Genomic DNA, 16438 nt, shown 5'->3' with positions numbered 1-16438 from the left:
CCTTCAGTACCGGCCGGACACCCTCGACGGCTTCATAGCCGGAACCGGCCTGGCCCTCGACGATCCAGCGTCACCCTAACGAGCCGAAGTCAGTAACGGCCAAGCAACCAGGGCTCACAGAGGCTCACTCGATGCTCACGGAAACTCATGATCGCTTTACGTTTTCTCCTAAAGCGGGTGTCGCAGGTTCGAATCCTGCCGGGGGCACAACGCGTTACCGCTCTGACCTGGGGTTGTCCCCCAGGAAGGGCCCTACTCGGCCTCGGACGTCTCGTCCGGGGCCGTTTGCGTGAGCGGACGGAGGGTTGATCTCCGAAATTTCTCCAACGGATCAGCATCATCCGGCAGGGACTCCAGGCCGAGATGCTCCGCCTCGTCGGGCTCGACACCGTCAGAGCCACAGGGGTCGAGTCCCTCCGGGATCGGAGGAACGTGCGAGGCTTTCCCTGATCACGCGGTCGCCGGCACGCGGAGCCGCCGTCAGTTCTCCTCGCAGCTTGTCCGGGAGGAGCCCTCCGCCAAGGGCGCAGGAGCGCACCAGTGCGCGACAGTCCTGCACTTGCCGGTCCGTGGCGATCTCGGTGAACAGAGAGTGAGCCAAGTTCTCGCGGGCCGCATAGCCGTCTTCGGCGTCCGTCGTCCCGCAGTGGAGGTCCTCGACGATGCGGTGCGCGGTGAGCGCCTCGGCGGGCCCGATCGCGTCGAGGACTGTGAGTCCGAGCCGGGTGTCGAAGACGGTCATCCCGGATTCGGTCTTCCGTTTGGAGTAGGCCGTCACCAGGTCTGTCAGGTGGCCGTCGGTCGGCTGCCCGGCGTCGCGGCGGCATAGAACGGTCAGGCATGCCGTGACGGCTTGTTCCCACGGGTCGCCGGGCATCGTGTCGGCAAGGAGATCAGCGGCCCGCGCGGTGTCACCCGCAACGAGGGCGGCGAGTACGGCGACCTGCCGACCGTCGAGCATCCGCTTTCCGATGCCGTGGTGGGCTTCGATGTGTACCAGCGCCTCGGCCCAGCGCCCCTTGGTGGTGAGGGTGCGCGTGCCGTCGGCGAGGAGGACGCGCCACAGCCACGCGCGAACCTCGTGACGGTCAACGCCGGTCGCAGTGAGGTTCGCAGGTACGTTGACGCCCTCGAACCGGGCGGCTGTGCCCGTCTCGACGGCCTTGTACAGGCTGAGGAGTCGCTGACGGCCCTCATCGGCGTGACCGGCGCGGATCTGGAGGCGAGCGAGGTTGACGACCGGTTCCAGTCCTCGGATCGCGCTCATGCCGGGCAGGGGGCAGGCATGAAGGTAGGCGGCGGCGTGCCGGTGGCACATCGCGCGGGCGAGGTCGGGGAGGTCGAGGTCGGAGGCGATGAGCGCAGCCTGGTTGTAGACGGCCGATGCGAGTCCTTGGTCGGCCTTCTTCACCGCGGTGTCTGCCAGGTCGACGAGTGCGCGTACGCGTTCAGGCAGGGGCAGGCAGGCGGGTCGGAATCGGGCGACGAGCGGGAAACGCTGGGCTATGGAGCCGTGTGGGTCCATGGATCCCCCGGGGTCGAGAGTGAGGACTGCTGAAACGACGGTGCCCGCCGGCCGTGTGCCGACGGGCACCGTCCGCTACGCGTGGGGCGTCATCGCCAGTCGACGACGATGCGGTTCAGCGGCGTGTCGAGGGCGAAGAGACCGGGGCGCCGCTCGATCTCGGGGGCGTCGAGAGGCTGGATCTCGAACGTGGCCTCACGGCCTCGGTACTCCCAGTCCCAGGTACGGATGGCGTCGGCGACCTTCGCGGCCAGCTCGTCGCTGCCGGGGCCGTGGCCGATGACGCCGAACTCCCAGAGCCTGTCGCCTTCGGGGGTCTTCTCCTTGGACACGCGCCGGGCGAGGTAGGTGACGGCACCCTTGTCGACGATCGCGGTCGACGAGGGGTAGGGGTCCTCGGTGAGCAGCGTGCCCTTGGCGCTCTGGGGGAACAGCATCCGGATCAGGCCGGAGGGGAGGGAGCAGGTGACGAACAGTTCCATCCACTCCGGCGATTCCATGGCGCGGACCGTCATGCCGGTCCACTCCTCGGTGCGCGGCTGGTCTAGTACACCTGTGAGGGCATCGGCGTCGACGCTGAGCCCGGCGGGGGCCTGGAGTCGTACGGCGCCGTCCGTACTGAGCGGGATCACTCGGCGGTCGTCGTCGGCGATGCCCCGCCGAAGCGGCATGAAGGTGTTCATCTCGCTGCCGAGGGACACCCACCGGCCGTCACGCTGCTCGTAGGCGATGGAGCGGGACACCGTGCCCTTGAGGCGCTGAGGGACGAGAAGCCGGCCGCCGGGGGCGAGCTGCTGCAGCCAAGCGTGCGGCACGCCGTGTGCACCCACAGTGGCGATGATCCGGTCGTACGGCGCTGCTTCGGCGTAGCCGAGTGCCCCGTCACGGGTCACGGCCTCGACGTTGGTGATCTCAGCGGCGGCGAGGCTCGTGCGGGCGCCCTCCACGAGGTCGTCGTCGACGTCGAGGGTGGTCACGTGTCCGCTCTCGCCGACCAGGTGGGCGAGCAGACCGGCGTTGTAGCCGGTGCCGGCGCCGAGTTCCAGGATGCGCTCGCCGGGCTGGGCGTCGAGCTGGTCCAGCATGAGGGCGACGACGCCCGGCTGGGAGGCGCAGGAGATGGACGTGCCGTCGGTGTCGTACTTGATGTGCACAGGTGCGTTGGCGTAGGCGTCTTCGAGGGACGCGTCGGGCACGAACACGTGGCGGGGTACGATCCGCAACGCGGTCTCGACGGCGGGCGTGCGGGCGTGTCCGTCCGCGCGGAGGCGGTCGACCAGGGCGTTGCGGAGGCGCTCGGCATCCGCCGTGGGGGTGGTGATCGTGTCGGTGTTCACCGCGCTGACGCTATCGATGTCGGCCGTTGCGTCGGTGGGCGACGCGGTGTGGTCACTCGTTTCCATGACTACCTCTCGTGCGATGTGGGACAGGGCGCTCTGGTCGTCCCGGAGGAGACCGATGCGGTTGGCGTGGAAGATCACGTGGTGGGCGATGACGGCGCGCAGACCGCGGGTGAGGGCACCGCGGGCTGCGAGGTCGGCGAGCGTGGCACCGGCCCGTTCGAAGGCGGTCACCCATTCCTCGTGAGCGTGGAGTGGGCCACCAGGGCGGCAGAGGCTGTGGGCGTCGGCGGTCATGAGCTTGCGCATGGCCGGAGCCAGTTCGGCGGCTCGTTCGAACGGTTGTGGGGCGATGGCCGGTCGAAGGGTCGCGACCTTCGCCCATACGTCGCCCTGTTCGAACCAGTCGAGTCCGGCGCCGCGCATCATGGCGCTCGCCGGCAGGACGGCGGTCTCCCCGGCGTCCCAAGTGCATCGGGCTCGTCTGATAGGTGAGCAGGTGGCGGGAATCGCTGTGGAACAGTTCGTGGGCTGCGTCCATGGCCTCCGGGCCGCCGAACGTGTCGGTCTCGGGCTCGTAGACGCAGGGCAGGCACGACACGGTCACGCCGTCGCCGATGAGATCGCTCAGGAACGACTCAATGGCTGGTGAGGGCTTGTCGGCGAGGTAACGCAGCGGCCAGGGCTGCTTGTTCATGAACCACCAGCCGGTGAGCTGCCCGTCGGCCTCGGCCTCGATCAGGGTGGGGCCGAGGCGTTCGGCGATGGTGCGCCGGGCAATCTCGCGGTCGACGAAGGTGATGTTGTGCTGCTGCCAGCGGTCGGGAGGCATAGAGGTCCTTCGGTCGGTGGATCAAGCGATGAGGAGGCACGCGTCCCAGGCGGACCGGGGTGGTGCGGCGGTGCTGGGCGCGAGGAGGGCCAGGGCTATGCCGGCGGCGCCGTCGAGTAGGCCGGGGCCGCCTTCCTCGTCCTGAATGAGCGCCGTGGCCATAAGAGGCCACGCGGATAGGCGCGGTTGGGGACACCGGCAGCAGAACGGGCGCAAGTCCCGGTGATCATGGAGTTGCGACGCTCTGTGATTACTGAGCGACGAAGACCAGAACGAGGGACGCTGACCGTGCTCGGCGATTCCGCCTACGGCACCGGCGACTTGCGCGAACAACTGACCGCCCAGGGCCACGTCCTGGTGGTCAAGCCGCTCCCGCTGCGCACGGCCATGCCCGGCGGCTTCACCATCGACGACTTCCACATCGACACAAAACCGCCACGTACTGCCCACGCGGCCCCGTCAGCAGCCCCTCAGTGACCAGCTGGCGACCGCTGCCGCGGCTTCCTTGGTGCCGATCTCGAACGTCCGGGCGATCTCATCGCGGTTCATGAACCGCTCGCCGGGCAGGTAGCTGTGGTGGATCACGGTCCGGATGAGTCGGTAGGCGCGCTCGGTCGGGGTCATCGTGACGACGCTGTAGAGGTGGTAGCCGTCGTGGAGGGTCACCAGCCCCTCGGTGGCGAGCTGTTCCAGAGCGGACCGGACCACCGGCGCAGGCAGCTGGAGATCCCGAGCGATCTTGGCCAGAGCGGGCAGATGGGTGCCCGGCTCGGTGCACGAGAGCCGCACCCAACGGCACACCGACCCCACCGCGGAGTCGGGCCGCGGCCTCCTCCTGGTGGAGGCACTGGCCGACCGCTGGGGTGTGGTTTCGGGCCCTTCGCTCTGAAAGACGGTACAGGCGGAGATCGACCTACCGGTCGCACGGTGAGGCCGCGGGCCGGAGCTCTCTGTCGGTAGCGGCAATTAACCTGCGGGCATGACCTCACTGAGTTACGCCAATTTCTCCCCTGAGCAGCTGACCCGGTACACCGACGACTGGTCCGCGCTGGTCGAGTGGTATCAGGAAGAGGGCGTCGACTACGGCCTCTCCATACCGACGAGGTCCCTGAAGTTGTTCGAATTCCTGCTCAAGAGCGGGGGGACAACGGTCGAGTTGCAGAGCAGCGAAGGATTCATTCCGCAGCCGGACGACGTCGAGCCCTGGCTGCAGTCCGAGTTCGGCGACATGCCGTTCGAGCCGAATCGCGTGACTCCCGCTGAGGTGGCGGCGATCGCGGCAGCCTTGGGGCAGCGCCCGTTCGACGCGCTCGTCGCCCAGGCCGATCCGGAGGAGATGGCCACGGCGGGTGTGGCCCTGGTGCCTGACCGGGGGCGGCGCAAGGACTACGACAAGTCGTTCTACGAGGAACTCACCCGCTTCTTCGCCGACGCCGCGACAAAAGGTGAGGGCATGATCCTCTTCGACGAGTGAGAATCGGCTTCTCGGTGTGCCCCTGGTCGGCGACATGGCCGTTCGTGAGCATCTCGCGGGCGTGGTCGGGCAACTCCCTTGCGGTGTCTGCGGCTTGGCGACAGGCGTGCGGGCCAGGGCGGCTGGTCGCCCACGTCCGTGCCACCAGGACCTGGTCCAGGTCGATGCCGTCGGAGTCGTCGCAGCCGTCGGCGAGGAACGCGTTGGCGCTCGTGGCGGTGGGCAAGGCGGTGGAACGCGTTTTGCGGGGCGGTTGGGTAGTGGGCGCGCCCCGCATGCCACCGTCGGTGTGTAGTCATGGGCGGCGGTGTGGGGTTCGTCCCAACGGTGGGTCGTCCATGCCCGGCGGATCAGGCTGCGGACGGTGATGATGGTGTCGGCGAGGTCGAAGAACATGTCGATGACGGTGGTCCGGCGCTCGCAGCAGCGGGCGAGGCGCTGGAAGGCGTTTTGCCAGGCGTGGGTGCGCTCCACGTCCCACCTCTGACTGGCCTGGATGGGCGCTTTCTCGCCTTTGTCCGCGATCCGGCCGTGCAGGCCGCGTTCGGCGAGCAGGGTGCGGGTCTTGTCGGAGTCGTAGCCGACGTCCAGGTGCACGGTGATGTCGTCGGGCAGGGGTCCGAGGTCGTCCAGGCGGTCCAGGGTCGGGGCAAGTAGCGGGGAGTCATGGCGGTTGGCCCCGGCCAGAACGCGTCCCAGGGGAATTCCGTATCCGTCGGTCATGCCGGAGCGTTTCAGGCCCTGTTTGCCGCGGTCGACCGGGGAACGCCCGGCCGCCTCGCCGCCTCCGGGGGCTTTGGTGATGGAGCCGTCCACGGCGATCTGGTCGAGGACGAGACCGACGATCCGGTCGTAGGACTCCAGCGCGATCTGCTTGAACGCGGCGAAGACGCGCAGTCGTATCCACTCGTCGCGGCGGCTGCGGATCGTGGTGGCCGAGCAGGTCTTGTCGGCAATCGCCTCGTAAGAGCAGCCGAAGCACAGCAGTTGCAGCAACTTGTCGAAGATGATCCGGTCGCTGATGCGCCTGCGGTGGCAGCCGAGCGGATGGTCCGGATGGTACTCCGGCCGCACGGGCAGCAGGACCGCGAACTGGTCCCAGAGCGGTTCAGTGAGCCACAACGGCAGCACGGGCACAGGTCTTCTCAGTGGACGTTAAGTCCGCTTCTGGTAGCGGCCTCGTCCGGGTTGAGTGAGGAAGCCTTGGCGGGTGAGGCGTCCGAGGCGGCTTCGGGTGATGTTGACGGATGCCTCGTCGGTGGGCATGCCGAGGAGTTCGTGCAGCTCACGGGCTCGGAACTCTTGATCGGGATGCTGGTTGAAGGTGTTCACGATGGCCTGGTGGGCGGTGTTCGTCTCGGGCGGTGCGGGTTGGCCTGAAGCCGGTGCGAGTTCGGCGATGACCTTCCGGGTGGTGACCAGGTTCGCGAGTCGCGCTTCGGTCTCGGTCAGGGCGGCGGTCAAGTGCTGGATCTGGTCACGCAGTTCGTCGGCACGGGCTGCGGTCTTGTCGTGCTGGGCCTGGAGGTCGGCCAGGAGTTCGATGACGTTCACGCGGCCAGTCCGAGGGTGCCGCGCCAGGCTGGACTCGGTGTGGTGAGGCGGCGGGTCATGCTCGCGATCGAGGCCCAGTAGACGCGCGAGGCGGACGTGTCGGGCCGGTGATCGTACTCGCGGGCCAGTCGGCGGTGCAGCATCAGCGTGCCGTTGACCTGCTCCACGATCCACCTCTTCGGTTGCGGGACGAAGCCTTTGCCCTGGTCAGCCGGGTTGCGGCGGACGACTTCGACGTCGATGTCCAGCAGGGCACCGTGGATGAGGACCTCGTCCTTGAAGCCCTGGTCCACCAGAGCCTTCTCCAGACGCATCCCGCACCGCTCGGCGGCCTGGTCGAGCAGGGCGGTGCCGGCGGCGTTGTCGTGGGCGGATGCGGCGAGCACAACGACGCCGATGATCAGCCCCAGCACGTCGACCGCCAGTCCCCGCTTGCGGCCCGACACCTTCTTGTTGGCGTCCAGTCCCGTCGTGGTCTTCGGGACACCGGCGGCCCCGCGCACGGACTGGGTGTCGATGATCACGAGGGACGGGTCCTCTAATCGCCGGGCTCTCTCCCGGACCTGGCAGCGCAGGAGTTCCTGGATCCGCTGGTCAAGGCCGTCCTGGCGCCACAGCGTGAAGTAGTAGAACACCGCCGACCAGGCCGGCAGGTCATGGGGCAGGTAGCGCCACTGACAGCCCGTCCGGCTCTGGTAGAAGATCGCGTTCACGACCTCCCGCAGATCGCAGGCCCCGGGATCACCGGTCGCCGACCGCGCCACCCTCGCCTGCTTCCAGGCCGTGATCATCGGCTCAATCAACGCCCAATGCTCATCCGACAAGTCGCTCGGATACGGTCTTCGGTCCATGCCCGCATCCCAGCATGCACATGGCGAACGGTCGCCCCGTACGGCGATCAGTACCACGATCGAGCGATCACAAACTAGGGAAGATCGGACTTAACGTCCACTCAGTGCACTCTGGCAGGCTCTCCCAGCACCGACGCTATGCAGGAGGAATGATGGGCACCTGGGATTCCGGACCCTTCGACAACGACACGGCCGCCGACTTCGCCGGCGACTTGGACGAGGCAGTCGAAGGCGAACGGGAAGCTGTCCTTCGCGAGGCGCTTCTGCGGACGATCAGCACCGAGGGATATCTGGAGAGCGACGAGGGTGCCCAGGCCGTCGCCGCAGCCGCCCTGATCGCCGCGCAAGTCCCTGGAGGAAGCCCTGTCACCACGCCCTATGGGCCAAAGCAGCCTCTGCCACCGCTGCCCGCCGACCTGCGGCTCCTGGCCGTTCGAGCTCTCGATCGAGTACTCATCAAGCCGTCCGAGCTCTTGTCGCTTTGGGGGAGGCCGATGCTGAGGGCCCGTGGCGGCAAGGCATCGTCGGGCTTCGACAGATTCTCGACCCGACCGGCTCCGGCGGCCGGCCGTGAAGGAACCGCCTCGACAGCGAGCATGACGTCGGAGCATCCGCTCGCTAAATTGCCAGGTGACATGAGAGAAGAGTTCCCATGGACTCCCGCATACCCCGCCTGCGACGCAAGCTGGCCGCGATCCCTTTTGCTCAGCAGCGGAGCCACTCGTTCGGTGAGGAACGGCACGAGTTCCGGCTCACCCCGCCGCTGTCGGCAGCCCGAGTATCCCGGTTCGAGGCGGACACCCAGATCGAACTACCCGCCCCCTACCGCGCGTTCCTCACCGGACTCGGTGGCAGCGGGGCCGCACCCTTCTACGGACTGCTGCCCCTGGACAGGTGCTACCTGCTCACCATGGACCCCCAAGGTGAGCGTGGGACCCCACGGGGCTTCACAGCAGTCGACCAACGGACTGCCGAGGGCGATCTCTTCCTGAACATCATCGAAGCCGGCTGCAGCGATCTGGTCCTTCTCGGCATCACCGGGCCCCTGGCTGGGCGGATCATCACCGGGAACAGTGACGGCTTCTGGGGTCCCAACGTCTCATCAGCCAGCGACTTCTTGGCCTGGTACGAGCGCTGGCTCGATCACATGGCCAGTGGTCGCGACAACCGGGCGTTGGAGCTCACCTCCCCGGCCACGCGACTCCGGGCAAGGTGCCAGGCCCACGCAGAGCCAAGCCGGGAGGCGCGACCCGCCAAGTGATGACCTGGATTCGCTGCTACTGGGATGAAGAAGATGTCTGGTTCTACTTCGAGGTCGACGATGCCGGCCAAGTCACCAGGCAGATCGAGCTCCAAGGACCAAGGCAGACCCCGGTCGCCGCTGCATCACTCGCAGAGTGGTTGGGCGCTCAGGCCACCGGTCAGCTCGCCGACTACGAGTCCGAGTTCGGCTTGACTGCACAGATTCCGATCTCGGAATGGGAGGGCCACAGCCCAGAGGCACTGACCGCTACGGCCTTCGAGCATGCCTGGGCCGCAGCCCGTCAGACCATCGCTTTCCAGCGAACATGATCGCCTGTCATAGCCGTATGCATACGCAGAAGCCCGTCGATTCTGGGGGCACCGGGCGGCCCCCTCACCAGTGCGGTGCATCCGCGGCTCGGCAGCGAAGGGTGTCGATCTGATCAGGTGAGAGGCTGACGGAGACGTTGGCACCCCGGTCCGCTCCGACGATGACAACGGTTCCGCGGAGTCTGGCCATGGTCCCGTAGTCATGTGTGAGCCGGGTCGCCGCTTCGTTGAGCGGCTGCTTCTTGACGGCGCTCTCCTCATCGAGCCAGGCGTCCCATCGGTCGGTGACGGCGACGCATTCGACGCATTCGGCTCCGATAATTGCGCAGAGGGAGCGGATGAACCCGCAGCCGCCGTCGTCGCCGAGGCCGACAAGGGTCGGCCTGCCGTTGACAGGGATGGACAGGGCCTTCACCTCGGGTTCGCTGACTGGTCGTCTTGGAGGCGTCGGCGCAGGACCAGCAGTTCGCCATGGGCGGCCTCCAGCGCGGCGCGGAGTTCGGTGATCTCTTCCCTATGCTGCTTGCGGATCTGCGCCAGTTGCTGTGTGAGTCGCCTGATCAGCGTGCTTTCCGCAGCCTCGGCGTCGGAGTCGGTATGCCCGCCCGCGCGCGGGGAAGCCGCTGTCCTGGAGCGGCGCAGGGCTTCAATCTGAGGGCGCAACTTCTGGTGCTTGTAGATGAAGTCGGCCGAGACGCCGGCTGCGGCCGCGATGCCGGCGATCGTCACTGGTCCATGGGCGGAACAGGCGTGCCGAAGTGCCTTCTCGACGGCCTTCTCGGCTCGTTCCGTCCGCTGACGGGTCGCGGTGGCGAGGGCTTGTGTGCGTCGGTCAGCCATCTGCGGTTCCGTCCCGGTGCTATGGGGCTCCGGCTCCGCGTACTGGGATAACCGTGCCGTCTGCCTGCCTGACGCGGTCGATGGCAAGCAGGATGCCGTCAAGGGCGGCTGTCTCCTCGCAGCGGCCGCGTAGCGAGACGTTGTCGTCGCTCATGGGCTCGCCGTAGCGGGCGGTGTCACGCACCCGCCAGCGAGCACCGTGCCTGTAAAAGCCTGTCCGCGAACTGATCATTTGATGGCGGCCGCACGGCCAGGCCGCCGACACGCTTCGCTGACGCGCGCCTTGGTGGGACCGGGATGTGGACGGCTCCGCACGCTCCCTGAGGTCGCCGGCCCGACGGCGCCTTCTGCCGGGATCCCGCCGTGACTGACAGGCGGCCGGGACGCACCGCCTGTCCGCCGTGAGCGGACTGCAGGAGCGGCCGCGACGTTCGCGACCAGCGAGACAGTCATGCCGGTTCGGATGCCGGCGGGTTGCCACTTCACGGCGCAAGACGGCGGCCTCCACGGTGATCCGCGATCGCGATGACCCCCGTCGGTCACCCCCGCCGACCCGCCCGATCCCGGCCTCGCCATCGTCCGGGGCCAATGCCGGACACGCACGCACGAATGAAAACGACTTATGAATAAGTCCAGATATAATAAGTGCACCTATCCATATAGAGGTGTGCCGTGGACAAACCTGCCGAGATGTTCGACCGCGACTTCGAGTGGGCCGAGCTGACCCGCTTCGCCGCCCTGCCTGGCCCGCGCGCCACCCTCGGAGTGGTCTCCGGCCGCCGCCGCCAGGGCAAGACCTTCCTCCTGGACGCCGTCACGCGGGCAAGCGGCGGCTTCATGTTCACCGCCACCGAGACCACCGAAACCGACGCCCTGCGCCAGTTCGGCGAAGCCCTCGCCCGCCACCGCGACCAGCCCACCCCGTTTCGCTTCACCCACTGGGACGAGGCCGTCACCGAGCTCATGCGCATCGCCGACAGGGGCGGCCCCGCCATCGCGGTCATCGACGAGTTCCCCTTCCTCGCCAAGGCGTCCCCGGCCCTCCCCTCGATCATCCAGCGCGCTCTCGACCCCGCCGCTCAGCACACCAACACCCCCGTACGGCTCCTGCTGTGCGGCTCCGCCTTGTCCTTCATGGGCGGACTCCTCGCCGGCAACGCCCCGCTGCGCGGCCGCGCCGGCCTGGAACTCGTTGTCCCCACCCTGGACTTCCGCCTCGCCGCCGAGTTCTGGGAGATCACCGACCCGCGCACCGCACTGCTCACCCACGCCATTGTCGGCGGCACCCCCGCCTACCGCCGCGAGTTCACCCAGGGCGACGCCCCCGCCGGGCCCCACGACTTCGACGCCTGGGTCACCCGCGCCGTCCTCAATCCCGCCCGTCCGCTCTTCCGCGAGGCCCGCTACCTGCTCGCAGAGGAACCCGAACTCCACGACACCGCGCTCTACCACTCCGTCCTGGCCGCCATCGCCGCCGGAAACGCCGCACGCGGCGGCATCGCCGACTACCTCGGCCGCAAGTCCACCGACCTCGCCCACCCGCTCAGCGTCCTCCAGGACGTCGGCCTGATCACCCACGAGGCCGACGCGTTCCGCCGCAACCGCTCCGCCTACCGCATCGCCGAACCTCTCATCGCCTTCTACCACGCGGTCATGCGCCCTGCCTGGGGCGATCTGGAACGCCCCGGACGCGCCCCCGCCGTCTGGCACCGCGCCCGGTCCACCTTCCGCAGCAAGGTTGTCGGCCCGCACTTCGAACAGGTCTGCCGCGAGTGGGCCCGCTGGCACGCGTCCCCCGCGGCCCACGGCGGGCAGGTCACAAGGGTCGCCGGCGGGACCGTCAACGATCCTGCCGCGAAGACCAGCCACGAGGTCGACGTCGCGGTCCATGGCGAGACCGACGACGGCCGCGAAGCGCTACTCGCCATCGGCGAAGTCAATTGGAACGACGTCATGGGAAAGGGCCACCTCGAACGTCTCCGGCACGTCCGTGCTCTCCTCACCGCGCGCGGCACCGCCACCGACGTCACCCGGCTGCAGTGCTACAGCGGCACCGGCTTCACCGTCGAACTGCGCCACCTCGCCGAGAACGACCCCGCCATCCAGCTGATCGATCCGGTTCGCCTCTATCACGGCGACTGACCCGGTCGCAGTCACCGCCCCTGCACGGGGAACATGGCCGCTACCTCTGCCCGCGTCCCGGAGAGCCGCAGCATGCCTCCTTCGCCAGTAGATCCCCCGAGGCGCGTCCCCGTGGTCGGCACACGGATACGACGCAGTGGACCCTGGCCGCTCCGCCGTGGACACGCGCTCGGGGGTTGGCCTCGGAGCGGCCTGCTTCATTCCGCTCGCGGGCGACGCAGCCAAGCTGCCCGGACAACACGGCAGCAAAGGCGACGGGATCGGGCTCGCGAACAAGACCGCCTCCTCACCGTCCTCCGCCAAGTCGGTCGTCATGCGCAGCACTTGGTGAGGAAGAACCTCACTGGGGCGGCACGGGCGTTGAAAGGAGAGGTGGTCAAGCGGAAGGCAATCGGTGTCCTCCGGGTCGTGCCGACGAGGTCCGCAACGTCCAGGCTGTCCGGCTCGATCACATCGCAGCCATCACCTCCCGGCGCAGGCGCGCCTCCACGACGTCCGACGGCCGCCACCCAGGACTGCCTCGACCGGCAAAGCCATCCGCGCCTGCGTTCCTGGCGAGCCGTCAGCCGACACGGCAGCGGTCAAGATTCCCGACAGAGTCAAGTGGAGAAGGGGAGTTGTCTATGGAAGGGCGTGAGGAGCGAGCTCTGGGTGTCCTGTTCCTCGGCCTCTGAAGGAAGTGAGGGGAACGAGCCGTTGGGGTAACGCTTCCGTCTGATGCGGGTTCCGCGATCTTCGCGGGGGCGCGGAGGGGGACGATGGCGGGGAACCGGGGCGGAGGGTTCTGCGTGGGGGTACGGGGGCGCACTCGCTGGTGGTGCGCGGGGGCCGTGCTGGGCGTCGTGCTGCCGTGTGCCGGGGCCGTCAGTCTGTTCCGCTCGCTGCCGAAGGGGGATGTGGACCCGTTCGGCGCCCTGATGGGCGGGCTGGGCGCCCTCCTCGCCGGCCTGGGGCTCGTGTTCACCATCCGCCAGTACCTGCGGGAGCGGGAGAACAGCGCGGAAGGCGTTCTCGCCAATGCCGTCCGCGCCCACGAGCGGAGCCAGTACGACAACATCCTGGGTCCGAGCCGGGTGATCATGCCGGTCCGGTTCCTTTTCGCGTCGCCGCCGGGCGGCCCGGACGACGGGCCCGGGGCCGTCTCCGAGGCGGAGTGGGAACGCATCGCGGACCTTTACCTGGCACTGCCGGCCGGCAGCGGCCGGCGGCTCGCGGTCACTGGCGGGTCAGGCGGCGGCAAGTCGCTGCTCGCCAAGGCCCTGACCCTGGAACTGGCGGCCCGGCATGCGGAGGGCGCGTGCGGAGTGCCCGTCCTGCTGCCTCTGTCGTCGTGGTCCGGCCCGCCGAAAGGAGTGGGTCGGCGGACGAGGGATTTCACCGGGCGTTCCGGAGCTGGCTCGTGGAGCAGGTTTCGGGCACCTACGCCCGGCCCCCGGGGCTCGTGGAGCGGGTGATCGACGACGCGGTCCTCGTGCTCGACGGGCTGGACGAGCTGGACGGCCGGGACGAGACCGCCCGTCCCCGCGCGCGGGCGCTGCTCGCGTATCTGCGCGACAACCGGCGGCGGTCGGGGAACGTGGTCGTCACCTGCCGGACGAGCGTGTACGAGAGCTTCGGGGTACCGGTTCCACTCGCGGGCGCGGCCCGGGCCGAGCTTCTCGATGTGCCGGGCGAGACGGCGCTGGCGTACCTCCGGCGGCACAGCGCATGGCTGGACGGGGGCAGCTCCGACCGGTGGGATCCGCTGCTGGAGGACATACACACGGCCCCCGACGGGCCGCTGGCCCGGGAACTGAACACGCCCTGGCGTCTGACAGTCGTCGCACACGCCTACCGCGCCCGGACCGACGGAGCCCCGGGCGACCGCAGGGACCCCGCCGAACTTGTGTCCCGGTGGGGCCACCAGGCGCTGCTGCGGCGCTTCGAGGCGGAATACGCGGACCGGCCGTGGCGGCCGTGGGACTGGGACCGGACGCCGCTCCAGGAACGGCTGCGCATGGCCGCGGACTCCCCCGTCGCCGAAGACATGAGGACGGAGGCCGAGGAGTACCTGATGTCGCTGTACATCCCCTCCGCCCTGGCCTCGCACCCGCGTCCACACCGCCGCTACGACGCCGAGCGGGTCCACTCCCCTGGCTCGCCCTGCTGGCCAGGCACCGGGAGATCGACACATACCGTCTGACAGGCCGGCCCCCGTTTCTCTACGCACTCTCCACCAGCCGTGCAGATCTGACACCGCACCGTCTGTGGCCGTTGGGCGGCCGCCGCCTGGTGCGCGTCGTGGACGCGGCACTGGCGGGCGCCGTAGCCCTGTTCGTCACGGGTCTCGCGCTCCACACCGTCAAAGTGACGGCGGACCTGGTGCTGTGCGGGCTGCTGATGCTCACCACCGGGCTCTCCGCCGTCGAGGCGTGGCGTCACGAGCTGCTCATCGGCGGGGTGCAGCGCGCCAGTGCGCCCAGGCATTTTCTGGGAATCCCGGTCCGGCACCTCGCCCGGGTCAACTGGGTGTTGTTCGGCGCGTGGGCCGGCGGTGGTTACGGGCTGGCGGCGGTGCCGGGCTCGCGGGTGCCGCCCTCGCGACGTGGGCTGCCGGTGACGGTGCCGGCGCCGGAGTACCAGAAGATCCGGGCGGCTGCGAGAGAACGCCGAGTGCACACGCAGTTTACGAGGTGTGGTGTCCCGTCGAAGTCCCGGTGGCGTAGTGTGCCTGCCGTGAAGAATCTGTGTTCGACGTGCTGAGGGGTTCACCCGCGTCGCACGTGACACCGGTTTTCCGGCTGGGGGGCTACGAACTTGGTGGATATAGGAACCTGCGCGGTTGATGCTGCGCAAGCGACCGGAGGGGCGCCCGATCGGGAGGGCGCACGGCCGTCGGCTTCGGATCACCGCGCCAAACCCTACTGGTACCTGCCGATGGTCCTCGGCGTGGACGCCGTCGTCACCGGCGTCTGCGTCTTCTCCGTCTTCGACATGGCGGGCCAGGCGCACCCCGTGCGCTCCGCCGCGGTCGTCACGCTGAGCTGGATCGTCGTCCAGGCGCTCCGGCGCCGGTACGGGAGAGGTGAGCTCGGCGAATCGCGTGGAGCCCTTCCCGTGCTCCACGACTGGCTCATCCTGATCGGCGCGCTCGGTGTGCTGGGGGTGGCCACCAAGCACACGCCGGAACCGCTGGTGTCGCTGGCCGCACTGGTCCCGAGCCTGGCCGCCGCGCTGATCTGCCGGCGTGGCGTCTACCGGCATCTCACCGGCACCCGGCGCAGGGCCCAGGCGGTCGACCGGGTCCTGGTGGTCGGCGAGCCCGGCACGCTGGACGACACGGTGCGGCGGCTGGCCTCCCACACCGACCATCCGTGCGCGGTGGTCGGTGTGGTGGAGGTCGACGGGAGCGCCGGCGCCGACGGCACCGCGGGCGAGGGGAGCGGCCTGCCGGACCTCGACGCGGACGGCAGGGCCGGCCGGTGGCTCGTGGACACCGCCCGCCGGCACCGCGCCCAGCTGGTGCTGCTCGCGCCCGGCCCGCGGCTCAGTGGTGACCGCCTGCGCGAGCTGTGCTGGGCCCTGCACGACGCCGGCCTCGAAGTGGCCCTGACGCCCGGTCTGGTCGAGACCTCGGTCAAACGGATCAAGGCGTCCACGGTCGCCGGGCTCACCGTGCTGAGGATCGAGCCGCCGGTGAACGACGGTGGGCAGGTCGTGCTGAAGTCCGCCACCGACCGGTGTGCCGCGGCCCTGGGGCTGCTGGTGCTGTCCCCGCTGCTGCTTCTGCTGGCCCTGGTGATACGGCTGGACTCCCGGGGCCCGGCGCTGTACCGGCAGCAGAGGGTGGGCCGGGACCAGGAGAGCTTCACCATGTGGAAGTTCCGCACCATGGTCATCGGCGCCGACGCGGGCAAGGAAGAGCTCGCGTCCCGGAACGAGAACGACGGGCTGATGTTCAAGATGCGCCGCGACCCCCGGGTGACCCGGGTCGGCCGTGTCCTGCGCCGGACCTCCCTGGACGAACTGCCCCAGCTGCTCAACGTGGTGCGGGGTGACATGTCCCTGGTGGGGCCGCGCCCGCCGCTGCCCGAGGAGGTCGCCTCCTACGACGCGGTGGCGCTGCGCCGGCTGCGGGTGAAGCCCGGGATGACGGGGTTGTGGCAGGTCAGCGGGCGTTCCGACCTTTCCTGGGACGAAACGATTCAGCTCGATCTGCACTACGTGGACAACTGGTCGTTCAGCAGCGACCTCGATGTGATGAGCCGTACGCTCCGCGCCGTCGTCGACGGTCGCGGAGCGTACTGAGGTCCCATGGTGAGGCGCCCC

General features: G+C 68.9%; 15 protein-coding genes and 4 pseudogenes. 11 read left to right on the top strand and 8 right to left on the bottom strand.

What is annotated here, in order from left to right; translation table 11 throughout:
• Positions 1-391: 391 nt before the first annotated feature.
• Both AB0903_RS14770 and fxlM read right to left on the bottom strand, forming a co-directional pair.
• A complete protein-coding gene (locus tag AB0903_RS14770; RefSeq protein ID WP_366702634.1) occupies positions 392-1525 on the bottom strand; it encodes a hypothetical protein in 1134 nt (377 codons plus the stop codon).
• Between the two features lie 89 nt (positions 1526-1614).
• Positions 1615-3697, bottom strand: a pseudogene (gene fxlM, locus AB0903_RS14765) (methyltransferase, FxLD system).
• A 288-nt stretch (positions 3698-3985) separates the two neighbouring features.
• On the opposite strand from fxlM, the gene AB0903_RS14760 reads away from it, so the two are divergent.
• The gene (locus AB0903_RS14760; protein WP_366702650.1) at positions 3986-4174 is read left to right on the top strand and encodes a hypothetical protein; all 189 of its coding nucleotides are present in this window, start codon (positions 3986-3988) and stop codon (positions 4172-4174) included.
• On the opposite strand, the gene AB0903_RS14755 is transcribed toward AB0903_RS14760, so the two are convergent.
• Positions 4157-4486, bottom strand: coding sequence for a GntR family transcriptional regulator (locus AB0903_RS14755; RefSeq protein WP_366702632.1), 330 nt, complete (start codon positions 4484-4486; stop codon positions 4157-4159). The genes AB0903_RS14760 and AB0903_RS14755 overlap by 18 nt on opposite strands.
• Positions 4487-4499: 13 nt before the next feature.
• Between AB0903_RS14755 and AB0903_RS14750 the strand changes: the two are divergent.
• Positions 4500-4586, top strand: a pseudogene (locus AB0903_RS14750) (ATP-binding protein); the annotation flags it as partial.
• Positions 4587-4676: 90 nt separating this feature from the next.
• Positions 4677-5171: a DUF1877 family protein gene (locus tag AB0903_RS14745; protein WP_366702630.1), complete on the top strand. Its 495-nt coding sequence runs from the start codon at positions 4677-4679 to the stop codon at positions 5169-5171.
• A gap of 318 nt (positions 5172-5489) precedes the next feature.
• Here AB0903_RS14745 and AB0903_RS14740 read toward each other — a convergent pair.
• The 3 genes and pseudogenes from AB0903_RS14740 to AB0903_RS14730 form a co-directional block, all read right to left on the bottom strand.
• Positions 5490-6308 (bottom strand): annotated as a pseudogene (locus tag AB0903_RS14740) (IS5 family transposase); the annotation flags it as partial.
• Between the two features lie 18 nt (positions 6309-6326).
• Complete coding sequence (locus AB0903_RS14735) at positions 6327-6725, bottom strand: hypothetical protein (RefSeq protein ID WP_366702628.1); 399 nt, start codon at positions 6723-6725, stop codon at positions 6327-6329.
• Positions 6722-7576 (bottom strand): IS5 family transposase, encoded by an 855-nt coding sequence (locus AB0903_RS14730; protein ID WP_366702626.1) that lies wholly within the window; start codon positions 7574-7576, stop codon positions 6722-6724. The genes AB0903_RS14735 and AB0903_RS14730 overlap by 4 nt, the downstream gene beginning before the upstream one ends.
• Before the next feature lie 14 nt (positions 7577-7590).
• Here AB0903_RS14730 and AB0903_RS14725 point away from each other — a divergent pair.
• From AB0903_RS14725 to AB0903_RS14715, 3 genes and pseudogenes are all read left to right on the top strand, one after another.
• A pseudogene (locus AB0903_RS14725) lies at positions 7591-8004 on the top strand (DUF4259 domain-containing protein); the annotation flags it as partial.
• 224 nt (positions 8005-8228) lie between these two features.
• Positions 8229-8837 (top strand): SMI1/KNR4 family protein, encoded by a 609-nt coding sequence (locus tag AB0903_RS14720; protein WP_366702624.1) that lies wholly within the window; start codon positions 8229-8231, stop codon positions 8835-8837.
• Positions 8834-9148, top strand: coding sequence for a hypothetical protein (locus AB0903_RS14715; protein WP_366702622.1), 315 nt, complete (start codon positions 8834-8836; stop codon positions 9146-9148). The genes AB0903_RS14720 and AB0903_RS14715 overlap by 4 nt, the downstream gene beginning before the upstream one ends.
• A 64-nt stretch (positions 9149-9212) precedes the next feature.
• Here the strand turns inward: AB0903_RS14715 and AB0903_RS14710 are convergent, their stop codons facing one another.
• Positions 9213-9563 carry a DUF3846 domain-containing protein gene (locus AB0903_RS14710; protein WP_366702620.1) on the bottom strand — a complete coding sequence of 117 codons (351 nt, stop codon included), beginning with the start codon at positions 9561-9563 and terminating at the stop codon, positions 9213-9215.
• Positions 9560-9988 carry a DUF6262 family protein gene (locus AB0903_RS14705; RefSeq protein WP_366702618.1) on the bottom strand — a complete coding sequence of 143 codons (429 nt, stop codon included), beginning with the start codon at positions 9986-9988 and terminating at the stop codon, positions 9560-9562. The genes AB0903_RS14710 and AB0903_RS14705 overlap by 4 nt, the downstream gene beginning before the upstream one ends.
• 672 nt (positions 9989-10660) lie before the next feature.
• Between AB0903_RS14705 and AB0903_RS14700 the strand changes: the two genes are divergently transcribed.
• The 5 genes from AB0903_RS14700 to AB0903_RS14680 all read left to right on the top strand — a co-directional run bounded on the left by AB0903_RS14700 (position 10661) and on the right by AB0903_RS14680 (position 16417).
• Positions 10661-12130 (top strand): ATP-binding protein, encoded by a 1470-nt coding sequence (locus AB0903_RS14700; RefSeq protein WP_366702616.1) that lies wholly within the window; start codon positions 10661-10663, stop codon positions 12128-12130.
• 788 nt (positions 12131-12918) lie between these two features.
• Positions 12919-13584: a hypothetical protein gene (locus AB0903_RS14695; protein ID WP_366702614.1), complete on the top strand. Its 666-nt coding sequence runs from the start codon at positions 12919-12921 to the stop codon at positions 13582-13584.
• A complete protein-coding gene (locus AB0903_RS14690; RefSeq protein ID WP_366702612.1) occupies positions 13530-14312 on the top strand; it encodes a hypothetical protein in 783 nt (260 codons plus the stop codon). The genes AB0903_RS14695 and AB0903_RS14690 overlap by 55 nt, the downstream gene beginning before the upstream one ends.
• A gap of 98 nt (positions 14313-14410) precedes the next feature.
• Positions 14411-14872 carry a hypothetical protein gene (locus tag AB0903_RS14685; protein ID WP_366702610.1) on the top strand — a complete coding sequence of 154 codons (462 nt, stop codon included), beginning with the start codon at positions 14411-14413 and terminating at the stop codon, positions 14870-14872.
• Between the two features lie 186 nt (positions 14873-15058).
• On the top strand, positions 15059-16417 hold the full coding sequence (locus tag AB0903_RS14680; RefSeq protein ID WP_366702608.1) for a sugar transferase: 1359 nt from the start codon (positions 15059-15061) through the stop codon (positions 16415-16417).
• Positions 16418-16438: the final 21 nt, after the last annotated feature.

The organism is Streptomyces sp. NPDC048389, from assembly GCF_040706335.1.
In the GTDB taxonomy this organism is placed as follows: Bacteria; Actinomycetota; Actinomycetes; order Streptomycetales; family Streptomycetaceae; genus Streptomyces.
The sequence above is the reverse complement of the archived record's forward strand: the minus strand, read 5'-3'. Positions and strand labels throughout refer to the sequence as shown.

Coding starts and splice junctions, on each gene's coding strand:
- AB0903_RS14770 (WP_366702634.1), bottom strand. CDS start 1,525: ATGGACCCACACGGCTCCATAGCCCAGCGTTTCCCGCTCGTCGCCCGA.
- AB0903_RS14745 (WP_366702630.1), top strand. CDS start 4,677: ATGACCTCACTGAGTTACGCCAATTTCTCCCCTGAGCAGCTGACCCGG.
- AB0903_RS14730 (WP_366702626.1), bottom strand. CDS start 7,576: ATGGACCGAAGACCGTATCCGAGCGACTTGTCGGATGAGCATTGGGCG.
- AB0903_RS14705 (WP_366702618.1), bottom strand. CDS start 9,988: ATGGCTGACCGACGCACACAAGCCCTCGCCACCGCGACCCGTCAGCGG.
- AB0903_RS14720 (WP_366702624.1), top strand. CDS start 8,229: ATGGACTCCCGCATACCCCGCCTGCGACGCAAGCTGGCCGCGATCCCT.